The organism is Amycolatopsis sp. NPDC051102, assembly GCF_040682815.1.
Taxonomy (GTDB): domain Bacteria; phylum Actinomycetota; class Actinomycetes; order Mycobacteriales; family Pseudonocardiaceae; genus Amycolatopsis.
On sequence record NZ_JBFBBT010000001.1, the window covers coordinates 809,707 to 827,339 of the forward strand.

General features: G+C 74.7%; 13 protein-coding genes. 5 read left to right on the forward strand and 8 right to left on the reverse strand.

Translation table 11 applies throughout. From position 1 onward, the window contains the following. The first annotated feature begins 432 nt into the window (after positions 1-432). From AB0M93_RS03375 to AB0M93_RS03385, 3 genes are all read left to right on the forward strand, one after another. Positions 433-1,662, forward strand: coding sequence for a pyridoxal-dependent decarboxylase, exosortase A system-associated (locus AB0M93_RS03375; protein ID WP_364267893.1), 1,230 nt, complete (start codon positions 433-435; stop codon positions 1,660-1,662). 50 nt (positions 1,663-1,712) lie between these two features. After that, a complete protein-coding gene (locus AB0M93_RS03380; protein WP_364267895.1) occupies positions 1,713-4,178 on the forward strand; it encodes a BTAD domain-containing putative transcriptional regulator in 2,466 nt (821 codons plus the stop codon). 403 nt (positions 4,179-4,581) lie between these two features. Then, entirely contained in the window at positions 4,582-5,520 is a 939-nt protein-coding gene (locus AB0M93_RS03385) for a TIGR03564 family F420-dependent LLM class oxidoreductase (RefSeq protein WP_364267897.1), read from the forward strand. Between the two features lie 12 nt (positions 5,521-5,532). Here AB0M93_RS03385 and AB0M93_RS03390 read toward each other — a convergent pair whose 3' ends face one another. Then, complete coding sequence (locus tag AB0M93_RS03390) at positions 5,533-6,918, reverse strand: MFS transporter (protein WP_364267899.1); 1,386 nt, start codon at positions 6,916-6,918, stop codon at positions 5,533-5,535. 118 nt (positions 6,919-7,036) lie between these two features. After that, the gene (locus AB0M93_RS03395) at positions 7,037-8,335 is read right to left on the reverse strand and encodes an alpha/beta fold hydrolase (RefSeq protein WP_364267901.1); all 1,299 of its coding nucleotides are present in this window, start codon (positions 8,333-8,335) and stop codon (positions 7,037-7,039) included. A 104-nt stretch (positions 8,336-8,439) separates the two neighbouring features. Between AB0M93_RS03395 and AB0M93_RS03400 the strand changes: the two genes are divergently transcribed. Beyond that, a complete protein-coding gene (locus AB0M93_RS03400; protein WP_364267903.1) occupies positions 8,440-9,039 on the forward strand; it encodes a TetR/AcrR family transcriptional regulator in 600 nt (199 codons plus the stop codon). A gap of 108 nt (positions 9,040-9,147) precedes the next feature. On the opposite strand, the gene AB0M93_RS03405 is transcribed toward AB0M93_RS03400, so the two are convergent. Further along, positions 9,148-10,149: a hypothetical protein gene (locus AB0M93_RS03405; RefSeq protein WP_364267905.1), complete on the reverse strand. Its 1,002-nt coding sequence runs from the start codon at positions 10,147-10,149 to the stop codon at positions 9,148-9,150. Positions 10,150-10,345: 196 nt separating this feature from the next. On the opposite strand from AB0M93_RS03405, the gene AB0M93_RS03410 reads away from it, so the two are divergent. Next, positions 10,346-13,249, forward strand: a complete 2,904-nt coding sequence (locus tag AB0M93_RS03410; RefSeq protein ID WP_364267907.1) for a BTAD domain-containing putative transcriptional regulator — start codon at positions 10,346-10,348, stop codon at positions 13,247-13,249. Here AB0M93_RS03410 and AB0M93_RS03415 read toward each other — a convergent pair. From AB0M93_RS03415 to AB0M93_RS03435, 5 genes are read right to left on the reverse strand one after another with little or no spacing between them, the layout of a single operon-like run. After that, complete coding sequence (locus tag AB0M93_RS03415) at positions 13,230-14,036, reverse strand: carbohydrate ABC transporter permease (protein WP_364267909.1); 807 nt, start codon at positions 14,034-14,036, stop codon at positions 13,230-13,232. The genes AB0M93_RS03410 and AB0M93_RS03415 overlap by 20 nt on opposite strands. Next, entirely contained in the window at positions 14,033-14,848 is an 816-nt protein-coding gene (locus AB0M93_RS03420) for a sugar ABC transporter permease (RefSeq protein WP_364267911.1), read from the reverse strand. Before AB0M93_RS03420 ends, AB0M93_RS03415 begins: the two co-directional genes overlap by 4 nt. Further along, positions 14,848-16,080, reverse strand: a complete 1,233-nt coding sequence (locus AB0M93_RS03425; RefSeq protein WP_364267913.1) for an extracellular solute-binding protein — start codon at positions 16,078-16,080, stop codon at positions 14,848-14,850. Before AB0M93_RS03425 ends, AB0M93_RS03420 begins: the two co-directional genes overlap by 1 nt. Continuing rightward, entirely contained in the window at positions 16,077-16,823 is a 747-nt protein-coding gene (locus AB0M93_RS03430) for an amidohydrolase family protein (RefSeq protein ID WP_364267915.1), read from the reverse strand. The genes AB0M93_RS03425 and AB0M93_RS03430 overlap by 4 nt, the downstream gene beginning before the upstream one ends. Then, positions 16,820-17,572, reverse strand: coding sequence for a hypothetical protein (locus AB0M93_RS03435; protein ID WP_364267917.1), 753 nt, complete (start codon positions 17,570-17,572; stop codon positions 16,820-16,822). The genes AB0M93_RS03430 and AB0M93_RS03435 overlap by 4 nt, the downstream gene beginning before the upstream one ends. Positions 17,573-17,633 lie beyond the last annotated feature (61 nt).

Consider the following 17,633-nt stretch of genomic DNA (forward strand, 5'->3'; position numbering starts at 1 on the left):
GCTTGGTGCGGACGGTTCCGGGGAATTCCCCGGGTGCCGGTGGATTCCGATCGTGCGGGCTGCGCACCCCGTTCGTCAAGGGGTGTTTCCCGGGCCGCCGGTGGCAGGCAGGCGACGGCAGGAAGCTGCCACCGGAGCGGGCCACCCGCCTGGACCAACGGGGGTGGGTGACTGCGCCGAACGGTGTGGTCAATCGCCCTGACCTGCGAAAATGTCCCGGCGATCCGATGTGGGTGGTGTCACGGGGGTGACCACTCGGACACAGCAGGTACACCTGGGGGCCCGACTCCCCACCCGGCCGCCGAATCTGGGTGAGGACTACCCATGCCCGGGTGGGTGGGTAGTTGCTTCAGTGGTCCCCGTACCGCCCCGGAACCGGCGGTGGTGCTTTTTCCGGTCGCTATTCACCCGTGCTCGAAGAAAAGGAAAGCGATGGCGAACACGACGGAAGCCGCGGCGGCACCGCATCGCCGCGCCGGCGGTGTGCTCACCGTGGGCGGCGTGCCCGTGGACCGGCTCGCGGCGCGGGTCGGCACCACCCCCTTCTTCGCCTACGACCGCTCACTCGTCACCGCCCGCGTCGAGCGGGTCCGGGCCGCGCTGCCCGGCGACGTCGAACTGAGCTACGCGGTCAAGGCCAACCCCATGCCCGCGCTGCTGCACCACCTCAGCGGCCTCGTCGACGGCCTCGACGTCGCCTCCGCCGGGGAACTGCGGCAGGCGCTCGACACGACCGTCCCGCCGGAACGGATCAGCTTCGCCGGACCCGGCAAGACCGCGGCCGAGCTGGGCCGCGCGGTCGCCGCCGGCGTCACGGTGGAACTGGAGTCCACCACCGAGCTGGCCCGCGTGCGGGAGGCCGGCGACCGCCTCGGCCTCACCCCGCGCGTGGCGCTGCGGGTGAACCCGGACTTCGCCGTGCGCGGGTCCGGCATGCGCCTGGGCGGCGGCCCGCAGCAGTTCGGCATCGACGCCGAGCGCGTGCCCGCCGTGCTCGCCGAAGTCGGCGCCGCGGGCCTGGACTTCCAGGGCTTCCACGTCTTCGCCGGCTCCCAGAACCTGCGCGCCGAAAGCCTCTGCGAAGCCCAGCGCGCCACCGTCGACCTGGTCCTGCAGCTCGCCGAAGCGGCGCCCGGGCCGGTGCGGTCGGTGAACCTGGGCGGCGGCTTCGGCATTCCCTACACCGCCCGCGACACGGCGTTGGACCTCGACGAGGTCGGCGAAAACCTGGCGAAGCTCTTGGACGTCTCGCTGCGGCCGGCGCTGCCCGAAGCGCGCGTGGTGATCGAGCTCGGCCGTTACCTCGTCGGCGAGGCCGGGGTGTACCTCACCCGCGTGGTCGACCGGAAGGTCTCGCGCGGCACGACGTTCCTCGTCGTCGACGGCGGCCTGCACCACCAGCTGGCCGCGTCCGGCAACTTCGGCCAGGCCATCCGGCGCAACTACCCGCTCGCCCTCGCCTCCGCCCCCGGCGGTCCCGAAGAGACGGTGACCGTGGTCGGCTGCCTGTGCACCCCGCTCGACCTGCTCGGCGACCGGGTGTCCCTGCCCGGTGCGGCGATCGGCGACCTGATCGCGATCTTCCAGGCCGGCGCGTACGGCCTGACCGCCAGTCCCACCGCCTTCCTCGGGCACCCGGCGCCGCCCGAAGTCCTCGTCTGACCCCCGGAGGGAACACCGTGCAGACCACCGTGCCGACACCCGGAGCCCCCGTGCTCCGCGCCGTCCCCGACGCCGTCCCCGGTCCTGGTTTCCGCGTGCTCGGCCTGCTGCAGGTGCACGGCCGCGAGCCGGTCGTCGTCACCGCCCGCCGCCAGCAGGTGGTGCTCGCGCTGCTGCTGCTCAACGGCAACCGCGTGGTGCCGCTGGAGGTGCTGCTCGACGCGCTGTGGGGCGCCGCGCCACCCGCGACGGCCCGGGCCCAGGTCCAGACCTGTGTGTCGGCGCTGCGCCGGGCGCTGGCGAAGGCCGGGCTGGGGGAACGGATCTCCGCGCGCGGCAGCGGGTACTGCCTCGACCTGGGGCCGGGGCAGCTGGACCTGCACGCGTTCGAGGCACTGGTGGCCCGCGGCCGGGCCGCGCGACGGCCGGAGGACGCCCGGGCCGCGTTCCGCGAAGCACTGGCGCTGTGGCGCGGGGAACCGCTCACCGGCATCGACAGCGGCGTCGTGCGCGCCCACCAGGTCCGCATCGCGCAGCGGCGGGTGGAGGTGCTCGAGGACTGCCTCGACGCCGAACTGGAGCTGGGGCTGCACCGTGAGATCGTCGGGGAGATCTCGGTGCTGACCGAGGAATACCCGCTGCGCGAGCGGTTCGTGCTGCAGCTGATGACCGCGCTGCACCGGTGCGGCCGCCGGGTCGAGGCCCTCGCCGCCTACCGGGCCGTGCGCCGCCGGTTCGTCGACGAGCTGGGCCTGGAACCCGGCGCCGCGCTGCGTGAGCTGCACCAGGACATCCTCGCCGGATCAAGCGAGGCACCCGCGGCCGGCTGGGCGGCCCCGCGGATGCTGCCCGCGCGCCTGCCGTACTTCACCGGGCACGAGCGGCTGCTGGCCGGGCTCCGGCGCGGCCTCGCCGACGACGGCCCCGGCGCCGCGGCGGTCACCGTCCTCACCGGACGCGGCGGCGTCGGCAAGTCCGCCGTGGCTGCGGAGGCCGCCCACCGCGCCGCGCCCGCCTTCCCCGACGGCGTGCTCTACGCGCGTCTCGCCGAGGAGGACGCCGCCGATGTGCTCGCCCGGTTCCTGCACGCACTCGGCGTGCCCGCCGCGGAGATCCCCGAGGAGCTGGACGGCCGCGCCGCGCTGTACCGCAGCGTGCTCGCCGGGCGCCGGGTCCTCACCGTGCTGGAGGACGCGGCGAACCTGTCCCGCGTGACGCCGTTCGTCGCGGACGCCCGCGGCTGCCGGCTGCTCGTCACCACCCACGCCCGGGTGGCGTCGCGGCCCGGCGTGGCCGTGGCCGAACTGGACGTGCTGGACGGCGCCGAAGGCGTCGAGCTGCTGTCGGCCCTCGTCGGCGAGGACCGCGTGACCGCCGAGCTGTCCGACGCGGTGGAGCTGGTCGAGCTGTGCGGCGGGCTGCCGCTGGCGGTCACCGGCGCCGCCACGCACGTCGCGGCCCGGCCCGGCCGCACGCTGGCCCAGGCGGTGGCGCGGCTGCGCGCCGAGGACGACCGGCTGAACCGCCTCGGCGCGGGCGTCCGCGACGCCGTCGGGCGCGGCCTCGACGAGCTGCCGGCCCCGGCGCGCGACCTGTTCGCCCGGCTGGCCCTGCTCCCCGCGGGCAGCTGGCCGGGCTGGTCGGCGACGGCGCTCGCGGACGCCGGCCCGGCCGAAACCGCGGACGCGCTGGAGGCGCTCGTCGACGCCCGCCTGGTCGACGTGGCCGGCACCCGCTACCGGCTGCCGTCGCTCACCCGGCTGCTGGCGCTCGAACTCCTGGCGGCGCAACCACTTCCCGCCCGCGCGGCGGCGTCACGGCGGCTCTTCGGCGCGTGGCTGCACCTGGCCGACCAAGCCCGGGGCGTCGCGGTGGAAGGCCTGCCGCGGACACCGGTGCCGGCAGGACCCGGCGACCCGCGCACCTGGTACGACCGCGAGCACACCGGCCTGCTGGCCGCGGTGCGCCAGGCCGCCGACGCGGGGGAACCCCGCTACTGCGCGGAACTCGCGCTGGCGGTGGCCGACCTGGCCGGCGAACGCGGCTGGTACGCGGACTGGCGCGAAAGCGGCGAAACGGCCCTGGGCGCGGTGGTCCCGGCGGGCGACCGCCGCGCGGAGGCGGCGCTGGAACGTTCCCTAGGCGAGCTCGCGGTCCGCGAAAGCCGGTTCGCCGACGCGGCCGGCCGCATCACCCGCGCCCTGACGGTGGGCGAGCAGGCCGGCGACCTGACCTGGGACGAACTGGTCCGCCAGGTCCTCGCGGGCGTGGGCCGCGCGCGGGCGGAGGTGGCCGCGGACCCGGTCCCGCTCGCCCCGGCACCGGGAGTGCCGACGCTCGGCAACCGCACGGCGTCACCGCGGATCACGTTGGGCCGCAACCAGTTCGACCTGGCGGCCGACCGAGCCCAGCCCGAGGGGGCGCCCCGGTCGACTGGACGCGCCGGGCACCGCCGCCTGCCACGTCCACGGCCGATCTCGTGGCGCCGCGAGTCCGATTACCCGGAAGAAGCGTGATCCCGGCCGCGCCGGGCATCGCCGGATCGGTGGTGCCGCGAGCGGGTGCTCGGTGCGCCGGGCACCTGTCTTGCGGGTCGCGCGGTCGGTGGCGCGTCGAGCTGGAGTCCGGGGCGGGCGCCTCCCGGCCGGCCGCGCGCGGCCGGCGGCGCTGCGAGCCGGAGCCCGGTGCGTCGGGCGGCCGCCCCGCGGGCCGTGGCGCCTCGAACCGAAGCTCGGCGTGCCGGCTGGCCGTGCGTGGTCGGTGGCGCCGCGAGCCGAAATCCGGCGGGCCGGGCCCCCACCCGCGCCCGGCGCGCCGGGCCGCGAATCCGATGCCCGGGCCCATCACCGTCTGCCGCGGCCGGTCTCGTGGCGTCGTGAGTCCTACTGCCCCGCAGAAGCCTCATCCAGGAGGAACCCCATGACCATCGGTGCCGCGCTGCCCGCCGGCGACCTCTCCGGGGCCGCCAACAGCGTCGAAGAGCTGCTCGCCCAGACCCGTGAGGCCGCCGCCGCCGGGTTGCGTTCCGTGTGGTTTTCCCAGCTGTTCGACCACGATGCCCTGACCCTTGCCGCCCTCGCTGGGCGGGAGGTGCCCGGCATTGCCGTCGGGACCGCGGTCGTTCCGCTCTACCCGCGGCACCCGCTGCACCTGGCCGCCCAGGCGCAGACCGCGCAGGCCGCCACCGGCGGCCGGTTCACCCTCGGGCTCGGCCTCGGCGTGCAGCGCCTGCTGGAACCGGCGTTCGGCTTCGAATACCCGCCGCCGATCACGTCGCTGCGCGAGTCGCTGACCGTGCTGCGCGACATCTTCGGCGGCAGCCGGCCGTCGTTCGACGGCGAGACCCTCACGGCCTGCCCGCCGCTGCCCACGACCGTCCCCGGCGGCGGCGACGTCCCGATCGTCGTCGCCGCCATGGGAGCGCAGGCGCTGCGGGTGGCGGGGGAGCTGGCGGACGGCACGCTGCCGTTCCTGGCCGGGCCGCGCGCGCTCGCGGAGCACATCGTGCCCACCCTCACCAAGGCCGCCGCGGACGCCGGCCGTCCGGAGCCGCGCGTGATCGCGGCCGTGCCGGCGGTGGTCACCGACGACGCCGGCCCGGTCCGCCAGATCGCCGCGGTGCACCTGGGCTACTACGGCGACATCCCGTCGTACCGCCGGATCCTCGACGCCGAAGGCGCCACGCACGCCGCCGATCTGGCCCTGATCGGGGACGAGCGGGTCGTCGAGGCGGGGCTGCGGCGGTACTTCGACGCGGGGGCCACGGAAATCGTCCTGATCCAGTCGGGGATGCGTTCGGCGCGGGACCGGCTGCGCACCTGGCAGCTGGCGGGCTCGCTGAACACGCGGACGTCCTGACCCGGGCCGTGATCAGCGGTCGCCGAGCGGGAGTTCCCGGATGCGCCAAGCCGTGACGGCGGCGACCGCGGCGACCACAGCTGCGACGGTGAAGATGCGCGACATCCCCGTCACCACGGCCGCGGGGCCCGCGCCGCCGGTCGCGAGCAGGGCGCCGAACACCGACGTGCCGACCGCGCCGCCGATCGTGCGGAACATCGTCGTGGTCGCCGTCGCCACCCCGATTTCGGCGACCGGCACGGTGTTCTGGGCGATCAGCATCACCACCTGGGTGGCGAGGCCGAGCCCGGTGCCGACGAGCACCAGCGCGCCGCTGGTGAGCCAGACCGGGGTGCCGGCGTGCGCGGTGGCGAGCACGGCGCAGCCCGCGGCCATGGCCGCCGCGCCGATGACCGGGAACCGGCGGTACCGGCCGGTCCGGCTGGTCACCCGCCCGGCCACCTGGGACGCGACGACGACGGCCAGCGTCATCGGCAGCAGCAGCGTTCCGGAGCCGGACGGGGACGCGCCCTGGACCGTCTGCTGGAACAGCGGCACGAAGGTGATCGTGCCGAAACTGATGACGCCGACCACGAAGGTGACCACCGTCGTCAGCCGGAGGTTCGGCCGGGCGAACAGGCTCAGCGGCAGGACCGGTTCGCTGCTTCGCCGCTCCACCAGGACGAAGGCGACGGCCGCCCCCACCGTGACCACCGTCAGCGGCACCGCCGGGCCCGTGCCGCCGGTGACCAGCAGCAGACCGGTCACCGCCGTCGTGAGCAGCAACGCGCCCGCGGCGTCGAGGTGCACCCGGCGCCGGGGCACCGGCGGCACCACCAGCACCAACGCGGTGGCCGCGAACACCGCGAGCCCGAGCGGGAGGTTGAGGAAGAAGTTCCAGCGCCAGCCCAGCAAGCTCGTCACCAGGCCGCCGAAGAGCGGGCCGCCGATCTGCCCGGCCGCCATGACGCTCGCCGTCATGCCCTGGTAGCGGCCGCGTTCGCGGGGCGGCACCAGGACGCCGATCAGCGACAACGCGCCCACGGCGAGCCCGCCGCCGCCGACGCCCTGCACCGCGCGGAAGGCGATCAGCTGGGGCATGTCCTGGGCGAAGCCGCACGCCACGGAGGCCGCGGTGAACAGGGCGATCGCGCTCAGGTGCACGCGCTTGCGGCCGTAGAGGTCGCCGAGCTTGCCCCAGACCGGCGTGGTCGCGGCCGTGGTCAGCGTGTAGGCCGTGACGACCCAGGCCAGGTGGCCGAGGCCGCCGAGCTGGGCGACGATCGTGGGCATCGCGGTGCCGACGACGGTGTTGTCGAGCATCGCGAGCAGCATCGACAGCAGCAGCACGGCGAACGCCGCCCGCAGCCGGGCCGGGCTCATCGCGGTGGGTTCGGGCCGCGGCGGGGAGAGGATCATGATCGCTCCGTCCAGGGGTGGGTGGCCGGGACGGGCGTAGCCCGCCGGTGGGACGAGGTGGCGCCGTCCGGGACCGCCGTCGAGACGCCGTCAGCAGCGCGCTCCGCGACCTCGCCGCTCAGCCCGTGATTCCGCGGCCGAGGACGAGGTCGGCGACGCGCTCGGGTTGTTCGAGCTGCGGCTGGTGGCCGGCTTCGCGCACCACGGTGAACTCGGCGCCTTCGTCGTTCTCCCCGGCGAAAGCGGCCGCGTAGGCACGTCCGTAGGACAGGCCGGCGACCCCGTCGCTTTCGCCCCAGAGGACCCGCACCGGCAGCCGGACCGCTTCGAGCCGGGCCCGCAACGCCGGGTCGTGCATGTACGGATCGCCCGCGTAGCGGTTCAGTGCCGCGGCGTTGCCCTGCATGGCGGTGAGGCGCTCGGGCGGCAGGAGCGACGGATCCACCCGGAAACGGTCGGGGGAGTGGAAGACGAGGTCGGGCAGCTTGTCCGGTGGCACAGCGGACAGGTCGGTGATCGGGTGCCCGTCGACGGTGATCCCGACGGCGTCCAGCAGCACGAGCCGGCCCACGCGGTGCGCCGAGGCGTCCCCGGTGTCGCGCGCCGCCTGCTCGTCGACGCCCATCTGCGCCGCGATCCACCCGCCGACCGAGTTGCCGGCGACCAGGACGTCCGACACCCCGAGTGCGCCGAGCAGCTGCCGGAAGAGCCGGGCGAGCCCGGGGACGTCGGCGACGTCCCCCGCGGCCGGGGTGCCGTCGAAGCCGGGGATGACCGGCGTGAGCACCCGGGTACCCCGCGCGGCGAGCAGGGTGGCCAGGCCGGCCACCGACGCCGGGCCCGCTCCGCCGTGCAGCAGCAGGACCGGGCGTCCGGTGCCGCGCTCCTCGAGCCGGACGGCGACGTCGCCGACCTGGACGTCGGTGGTCCGCGGCTCGGCCGCCGGGGTGTCGTCGCCGGCGTAGGTGGTGGCCGGTTCGGTGTGGTAGCGGGCCATGATCTCGGTGATTTCGCCGCCCTGCGGCGGCCGCCCCGCCTGCTCGGCGAACGCGCGGAGGTCGCGGAAGTACTGGACGTAGAGGTCGGGCGTGAAGGTGTTGAGGACGACCGCGGGTTCGTCGCCCGGGTTGGCGAAGGTGTGCGGCGCGCCCGGCGGCACCATCACGAGGCTTCCGGCCGGGGCGTCGTGGCTTTCTTCGCCCACGGTGAAGCGGACCGTGCCGCGCACGACGTAGAAGCCTTCGTCGTGCTGGGCGTGGCGGTGCTGCGGCGGGCCGGCGGTGTGCGGCGCGACGACGATCTCGCCGAGGCCCAGCCGGTGGCCGGTGGTGCTGCCGTCTTCGAGGATCCGCAGCTGGATCGGGCCGGTCAGGACGATCTCGCCGGCTTCGGGCCCGACGATGGCGATGCGTGGCATCGATGCTCCTCGTGAGAGTGGACTATCACGAGGAAGGTATACCCTCATTTGGCGTTCGTGCAAGTGGACTCTTAGGATGAGAGCCGGCTTGAAAGGCGGTGCGGATGGACGGCGGGGGACGGGTCAACCAGAAGCGGCGGACGCGCAACGCGATCCTGGCCGCGGCCACCGATCTCGTCCGGAGCGGCGGACCGGTGACGATGCCGGAGGTCGCGCGGGCGGCGGCGGTGTCCGAGGCCACCGCGTACCGCTACTTCCCGGACCTGGCGAGCCTGCTGCGCGAGGCGGTGGCCGGGACGTTGTTCGACCCGGCCGAGGCTCTCGCCCCGATCGCGGACAGCCCGGATCCGGTCGTCCGCGTGGCGGCGGCGACCGAGCACCTGCTGCGGCACGTGCTGGCCCACGAGACGGTGGTCCGCGCGATGATCGCGGCGACGATCACCCGGCCCGCCGACACCGCGGCCCGCCCCGGCCTGCGGTTCGGCTTGATCGACGGCGCACTGACCCCGCCGGCCGACCTGCGCGGCCTCGACGCCCCGGCGCTGGCCCAGCTGAAGCGCGACCTCGCGGTGGTCATGAGCGCCGAAGCGCTGTTCGGCCTCACCGACCTGCACGGCCTGCCCCCCGACGAGGCGGTCCGCAGCCTGATCCGGACGGCGACCACGCTCACCGAAGCCGCTCTCGGAGCAGCTTCGGCGGGTTGAGGACGTGGTGCGGTCCGGCGGTCGGGGGCCTCGGCGGCGGTGCCCCTCCCGGCAGCACCGAAGCCGCTCTCGGAAGAGCGGCTTCGGCGGCCTGACAACGCACCTCCGTCAGCTCGGCACCACGAACACGTGGGTCATCGCCGACGTGTGGTTCGGTGTCGAGCCGGTCACGCCCGTCTCGTCGGTCAGGCCCGCTGCCGCGCCGCCCACCGAGCCCGGGTTGCCCGCCACGTACGTCGTCGTCACCTCGGCGCTCACCTCGGTGCAGCCCGGGTTGACCGGGACCTTCGTGTACAGCGGGATGGCCGCGTGGTTGACCCCGCGCACCACCGTCTCCTCCGTCTGCGCGACCGGGGCGCTCGCGCAGTCCGGGCCGCCCGAGGTCGTGGCCGTGAGGGTGAAGCGGGCCGTCGAATAGTGGATCGGGCTGTCCGGGGTGGGCTCCGGGCCGCGGTGGAACTCCACGTCCGCGATCACCGCCAGTTCGCGGTAGCCCGCCGGCAGCGTCGCCGTGACGACCGGGGCCACCGTCGTCGACGTGACCGGGAGGTTGCCCGGCGGGAGCGAGCGCTGCACCGCCGCGCCGCCGGCGTCGCCGCCCACCGACGTCGAGGCGAACCTCAGCGTCCCGGAGACCGTCTCCTGGGCCTCGAAGGCCGACGTCGATGCCGTGCGCAAGTACAGCGTGCACGTCAGGGCGCCGCTCGTCGTGGCCGTGACCAGGAACCGGTTGACGATCGTGATGTCCCGCAGTGCCGGGTTCGGGCTCGTCGCGGGGAGCACGTTCTCGCCCATGACGACGTTGGACGAGCCCGCGCCCGAGCACCGGATCTCGTTGTCGATCAGGTTGGCCTGGTCGGCGTCGTAGGCCCGCAGCTCCGAGTAGACGTACGCGGTCGTCCCGGCGGTCAGCTGCGTGTCGATGGCGGCCAGCGGCACGACCTTCTGCGTGGCCTTCGCCGGTGGCGTGGGGGCCTTGGGCACTCCGGTGATCACCACCGGGCCGAAGTCCCGGGTGGTCGCGGCCGGGCTCGCGCCGGCCGGGGTGCCGCCGAGCCCGGTGAGGATCAGGGCGAGGGCGAAGCCGGCGCACTGCGTGCGGTTGTTCATGCGGTCCTCCGGGAGCGGTGCAAGGGTCTCGCCATCACCTGCTCGGGTGATCTCGGCGAACCGCGCCAACCTAGCCAGCGGCGCCTATACGGGGCCTACACGCCGTGGACAGCGGCTTTCCCGGCCGCGGACGCCCCTTTCGGGCGATCGATCCGCCCGGCAGTTCTGCTACGTTCCTCATCCGGGGTGGGAAATCGTGGGTGAGACCGCGCGGTTCGGGATCTTGGGTCCTCTGCACGTGACGAACGCGGGCCGGCCGCTGAAACCGGCGGCGCCGCGGCAGCGGGCACTGCTCGCCGCGCTGCTGGTGCGCACCCCGCAGGCGGTCGGCCTCGGCGCCCTCGTGGAGGCGCTGTGGGGCGAGCGGCCGCCGGCCTCGGCCGTCGCGAACGTCCACACCTACGTCAGCCGGCTGCGCCGGGACTTCGCCGGCATCGGCCTGCGCGACCTGCTGGTCACCGACGGCGGCGGGTACCGGCTGCACGTCGGCCCCGGCGCGCTCGACAGCCGGGTCTTCCAGACCACGGCGGAGGCGGCGCGGGCGGCGCTGGCCGCCGGGGACGCCGGCACGGCGGTGGCGCTGTGGGAACAGGCGTGGAGCGCGTGGCGCGGTGAACCGCTCGAAGACGTGCCGTGCGCCGGGTGGCTGGAGGTCGAGGTGGCGCGGCTGCAGCAGACGGCCGCCGCGGCCCGGGAAGACTTCGCCGACGCCCGGCTGGCGGCCGGCCAGTACAGCAAGCTGATCCCCGAACTGGCCGCGCTGGTGCGGCAGCTGCCGTTGCGGGAAGGCTTGTGGCAACGGCTGATGCTGGCCCAGCACCGGGCCGGCCGGCGCGCCGAAGCGCTGGAAACCTACCGCGCGTTGCGGGGCGTGCTCGTCGAAGCCCTCGGCGTCGAGCCGTGCGACGCGGTCCGGGAGCTGCACGAGCGGGTCCTCCGCGGCGAAGTCCCCGAGGACGGCGACGCCGTGCGGCCCATGCAGCTGCCGCCCGACATCGAAGACTTCACCGGCCGGGTCGCCGAATCGGCCGAGCTGCACCGCCTGCTGACCCGCCCGGCGCGGTCGGTGGTCACCGCCATCACCGGCAAGGCGGGGGTGGGCAAGACGGCGCTGGCCGTCCGGGTGGCGCACGAGGCCGGCGAGCACTTCACCGGCGGCCAGCTCTACGTCCGGCTCGGCGGTCCCGGCTCGTCGCCGCGCGAGCCCGCGACCGTGCTGGCGACCCTGCTGATCGCCTTCGGCGTGCACCCGCACGCCGTCCCGGCGGACCTGGAGGCCCGTGCCGCGCTGTACCGGTCGCAGCTGGCTGCGCGGCGGGTGCTGATCGTGCTGGACGACGTCGCGAGCATGGCGCAGATCCGCCCGCTGCTGCCCGGCTCGCCCGGGTCCGCGGTGCTCGTCACCAGCCGCGTGCAGCTGGTCGGCGCGCACACCGTGCACCTCGACGTGCTCGGCGCCGGCGAGTCCGTGCGGCTGCTGGCGTCGATCGCCGGCCCGGCGCGGATGGCGGCCGAGCCCGGCGCGGCCGCCGCGGTGGCCCGCTACTGCGGCAACCTCCCGCTGGCGCTGCGCATCGCGGCGTCCCGGCTGGCCCGGCGCGGTCAGTGGACGGTCGGCCGGCTGGCCGCGCGGCTCGCCGACGAGGGCACCCGGCTGAACGAGCTGCGCATCGACGACCTCGAGGCGCGCGCCAGCCTCGCGTGGAGCTACGAGGCGCTGGACGAGGTGCAGCAGCGGGCGTTCCGGCTGCTGGGCCTGCTCGACGTCCCGGACTTCCCGGCCTGGGTGGTCGCCGCGCTGCTGGAGATCGGCCTGCCGGCGGCGGAAGACGTCCTCGACAGCCTGGTCGACGTGCACCTGGTGGAGGTCTCCGGCACCGACCCGGGCGGCCGCGGGCGCTACCGCTTCCACGACCTGCTGCGGGTCTTCGCCCGGGAACGCGCGAACGCCGTCGACCCGCCTGCCGAGCGGACCGCGGCGCTGCGCCGGGCATTTGGCGCCTGGCTGGGCCTGGCCGTGCGCGCGGAATCCGGGCTGCCGTGCCGGTTCCTCAAGGTGCGGCTCACCCCGGAGCTCGGCGCGCCGTTCGACGCCGGCACCGCCGAGGAGCTGCTGGCCGATCCGCTCGGCTGGCTGGACGCCGAGCGGGACGCCTTGGTCGCCGTGCTGGAGCAGGCGCTCGCCCTCGACCTGACCACCCTGGCCTGCGACACCGCCTGCGTCCTGACCACCCTGTTCGACCTGCGCAGCCACTACGACCTGTGGGCGCACACCCACCGGCTCGCGCTGGCCGCGGCCGGCCGCGCCGGGGCGCGGCGCAGCCGGGCGATCCTGCACCAGGGGCTCGGCGCGCTGGCGTTCTACCGCGACCGCTACGGCGAGGCGAACGAGCACTTCGCGCAGGCGCAGCGCATCTTCGCCGGGATCGGGGAGTGCCGGGGGCACGCCTACGCCACCCTGGGGCTCGGCAGCGTGCACCTGTTCCACGGCGCGCATGCCGAGGCGGCGGCCGAGCTGGACCAGGCACGGGCCACCTTCGACCGGTGCGCGGACGCCGCCGGGGCCGCCTTCGCCCTGCAGGCGCTCGGCATCGTGCACCGGACCGAGGGACGGTTCGAGGAAGCGGCGCGGTGCCTCGGCAGCGCGCTGACCACGTTCCGCGAGCTGGGCAGCCGGTACGGCCAGGCCTGCGCGTTGTTCAGCCTCGGCCTGCACCACAAGGCCCGGGGCGACCGCGAAGAGACCGAGCGGGCACTGTCCGAGGCCATCGAGCTGTTCCACGCGGCCGCCTGCCCCCGCGACGAGGCGCTGGCGCTGCACGTGCTCGCCGCCACCTGCGCGGAGCAGGGCGACGCGGACCGGGCGTCGAGCCTGATGTCCCGGTCCCTGGCGGTCTTTTCGCCGGGCGACGAGAGCGCCGACAAGGCATCGGTTCTGTACAGCCTCGGCTGGGTGGCGCACCGCAACCGGCGCTTCGCCGAGTCCGCCGCCTGTTTCGACCGGTCGGCCGAGCTGTTCGGGCGGCTGGGCATGCGGGTCTCCCACGAGCGCGCGGTGGCCACCCGGCACCGGCTGGGGCTCAGCGTCCCGAGCCGGTGAAGCCGATCGTCCGGACCAGGTGCCGTTGCAGCAGCACGAAGACCAGCAGGCACGGCACCCCGGTGACGGTGGCCGAGGCCATCAGCTGACCGGCGGTCAGGTGCCCGGCTTCCAAAGTGGACAGACCGACGGTCAGCGTGCGCATTTCGTCGGACTGCGCGACCACCAGCGGCCACAGGAAGTCGTTCCAGTGCCACAGGAAGACGAACACCGCCAGCGTCGCGAGCACCGGGCGGCACAGCGGCAGCACGATGCTCAGGTACACCCGCCAGTCGCCGGCACCGTCGACGCGTGCGGCGTCGAAGACCTCGTCGGGCAGGGCCGCGATGAACTGGCGCAGCAGCAGGACGGCCTGGGCGTTGGCCAGTGTCGGCACGATCAGGCCCGCGTAGGTGCCCGACCAGCCCAGCCGGGAGATCACCACCACCGACGGCATCAGCAGCGCGTGGAACGGCACCATCATCGTGGACAGCAACGACCACAGCAGCACCTCGCGGCCGGCGAACCGCTTCCGGGCGAACACGTAGGCGGCCATCGACGCCGAAAGCAGCACGGCCACCACCGAGACCACCGAGTAGATCACCGTGGTGGCCGTCCAGCGCAGGAAGCTCTCGGTCGAGAGCACCCCGGCGAGGTTGTCCCCGGTGAGCGAGTCCGGCAGCCGGTTCGGCAGCGTCGGCGCGCTGCCGGGCGACAACGCGACGAGCAGCATCAGCACGAACGGCCCGACGGCCACCAGGGAGGCGACAGCCAGCAGCGCGGCGGCCCAGCGGCGGCGACCCGTCACGGGTTCCGCTCGAAAGCGCGGCGCTGGGTGAGCGACACCAGCAGCACGATGGCCCACAGCGTCACCCCCGCGGCGGCGGCGCGGCCCACGTCGAAGTACCGGAACCCGTAGTCGTACACCGCATACGCCAGCGTGTAGCTGGCCCGGACCGGGCCGCCGCCCGTCATCACGTACACGGTGTCGAAGACCTGGAAGGCGGCCACGGTCTCGACGACGAGGACGAAGAACAACGCCGGCCGCAGTGAGGGCAGCAGTACGTGGCGGAACCGCTGCCACGCGCTCGCGCCGTCCACTTTGGCCGCCTCCAGGCAGCCGGCCGGGACGTCGCCGATGCCCGCCAGCAGCACGAGCATCGCGTAGCCGAACCCCTTCCACACGCCGACCACGGCGAGCGCGGGCAGCACCAGCCCCGGCTGCCGGAGGGCGCCGGTGGGTTCGAGCACCCACCGCCAGACGACGCCGCCGAGCACCAGGCTGGTGGCGTAGGGCGCGAGCAGCGCGGCGCGGAACAGGCCGCGGCCCCACGGCACGACGTGCAGGAGCAGCGCGGTGCCCAGCGCCGTCGCCACGGTGAGCGGCACGTAGAGGGCGACGTAGCCGAACGTCGTGCGCAGGCTGTCCAGGAAGATCCGGTCGGAGAACAGGCTCCGGTAGTTCTCCGTGCCCACGAACCGCCAGTCCCCGCCGACGTGGTAGTCACTCAGGCTCAGCCCCACCGCCCCCAGCATCGGCAGGAACCGGAACACCCCGAACAGCACCAGCACCGGCAGCAGGAAGACCAGCACCGGCAACGCCCGGCGCGCCCGGGCCATCAGCTCCTGCCGAGCAGCGCGTCGGCCTCCGCGGCGGCCTCGGCGAGCGCCTGTTCCGGGGTCTTCTCGCCGAGCAGCGCGGCCTGCAGGTGCGGCGCCAGCAGGCCCATCACCTTCCGCGCCTGCGGATGCGCGTCCCCGGCCGAGGTGAAGGGCAGGGCCCGGGCGAACTCCCGGTCGACGGCGTCGGCCGAAGGCGGCGCCGCGTCCGACCACGGCCCGAAGAAGCCGGAGCGGGCGCAGAGCTCGCCGGCCACCGGCGGCGAAGTCAGGGCGGCCAGCAGTTTCCGGGCCAAGTCCGGGTTCTTCGCGCCGCGCAGCAACGACAACGCCCCCGGTGTCCCGAACGCCACCCGGGCCCGGTTCTGCAGCGGCAGCCCGATCACGGCGTTCTCCGGTCCGATCGCGGCGATGACGGTGCGGGCCGCGGCTTCGGTCACGGCGTGCGCCATCGCGGCCCGGCCGGTCACCATGGCGTCGTCGGCGAGCCCGCTGCGTTTGGTCGCCGCGTCCCGCGGGAGGCCGTTCACCGCGTTGAGGTCGACCAGGAACCGCAGCGCCGACACGCCTTCCGCCGACGCGAACGCGCTCTTCCGGCCGTCGGGGGTGAACACGCGGCCGCCCGCCTGCCACAGCAGCGGGTAGAAGGTGAGGTTGAGCGTCTCCTCGGTGGAACCGGAGTAGTCGAGCACCGGGATGCCGTGCGCGGCGAGTTTCGGCGCCGCCGCCTTCACCTCGTCCCACGTCCGCGGGAGCTGCGTGATCCCCGCTTCGGCGAACAGCTTCCGGTTGTACACGGTGGTCGTCACGGTCCGGTACAGCGGCACACCGTAGGCCTGGCCGTGCACCCGCAGCGCGTCGAGGACCGGCGGCGAGTACGCGCGCGGGCTGCCCGCGACCACGTCGTCGACGGTGGCCAGCGCGTTCTCCCCGACGTACTGCGGGATCATGTCCGACTGCAGCAGGACCACGTCGGGGCCGTTGCCCGCCATCAGCGCGGCCCCGAGCTTCTCCTGCCTGCCCTCCCACGGCTGCAGCTCGATCCTGAGGTCGGCACCGGTGTCGCGTTCGAACCCGGCCTCGGCCCGCTGCCAGAAGGCCCGGCTCTGCGCCTGGTCGGCGATCACCGGGTACATCCACAGCGTGACCGTGTTGACGGCCGCGCCCGGGCCGCAGGCCACGAGCGAAGCCGCGATCAGCGCGGACACCACGAGGACGGCGGCCGGCCTCATGCGCCCGGGCCCGGTTCGGCCGCGATGCCGAAGAGGCCGGCCGCGTTGCGCCACATCACGTGGTCGTACTGCTCGTCGGTGAGCCCGTCCTCCAGAACCACGCCCATGGCGATCGCGGGGTCGACCAGGGTGCTGTCCGTGCCGAACAGCAGCTGGCCGAGCGGCACCCGGTCGAGCGCGTACCGGAACCGGCCGCGGTCGGTGATCGAGCAGCAGGGTTCGAGGTAGAGCCGCTCGTGGCGGCGGGCCGCCTCGACGGCCGTCCGCCACGCCGGGCCGCCCATGTGCCCCGCGATCACCCGCAGGTCCGGGAACCGCTCCAGCACGTCCACCAGCCCCAGCACGGTCTCGTCCCACGTGTGGACCAGGACCGGCAGCCCCGCCTCGGCGGCCAGCCCCAGCGCGTCCCGGACCTCGGCCGACAGCAGCGGCCGGTCCGGGTAGGTCGTGTGCACCTTGACCCCGACGAACCGGCCGCCGGGCCGGTACTTCTCCAGTTCCCGGGCGGCGCCGCCGAGGTCGTTGGGGTTCACCACCACGTACCCGAGCAGGCGCGGCTGGGTGTCGAGGACCTCCGCCAGCCACCGGTTGCCCGACACCATGTCGTAGGTGACGGCCTCCGAGGCGGAGACGATCTGGCGGTCGATGCCGTAGCGGTCCATCAGCGCGAGGTTCAGGTCGACGCTCCCCACGTCCGTGCTGAAGAACCACGGCCCGGCGTGGCCGTGGACGTCGATGATCATGCCCCCTCCGCCAGCCACGCCGCGGCCGTACCCCCGGCCACCTGCCGCCACGCCTCGTCGTCGAGCCCGGCGGTCCGCAGTCTCAGCGCCGAGGGCAGGACGTCGTGCAGCGGGGCCCGCGACCCGTAGGCCAGGTGGTGCGCGCCCACCTCGCCCGCGATGCGCTCGATCGAGTCGGGACCGCACAGCAGCCGCGTCGAGGCGACGAACCCCGGTTCGCGGCGGGCGAGCACGACGAAGTCCGCCACCCGGTAGGCGTGCACGTCGAGGAAGCACACCCGCGCCCCCCGGCCGGCGAACGGCCGCCAGAACCGGCTGAAGTCGCCGCTGGTGAGCAGGACCAGCCCGTGGGCGACCGCGACGTCCACGACGTGCGCCAGCGCCGCCGAATCCGGCTCCACCCACTGCTCCGGCGGGAAGAGCCGCAGCAGCCGCACCCCGGACGCGGCCATCCGCGGGATCTCCGTGTCCGCGGTCAGCGCGTCCCGGACGTCGACCGTGCCGACGGGGACGAACCGCGTCCGGTCACCGGCCTTGCGCAGCTCGTCGTTGCCCGCGCGCGCGTCGAACAACGCCCCCCGCAACGAGCAGACCAGGCCGCGCCGGATCCGGTGCTTCACGTGCTGTCCGGTCGCCGCGTCCAGGGACGCGTCCAGCCGCCGGCTCGGCAGCGCGCCGAACAGCACGTCGACGTCGATACCGATCTCCTGCCGCCCGGCGGGTACCGGCGGAAAGGGTGACCTGCTCACCTCGTCCCCCGTCCGTCGGATCCGGTACCCGAGCCTGCCGAGCGCGGCTACACGATCGCTA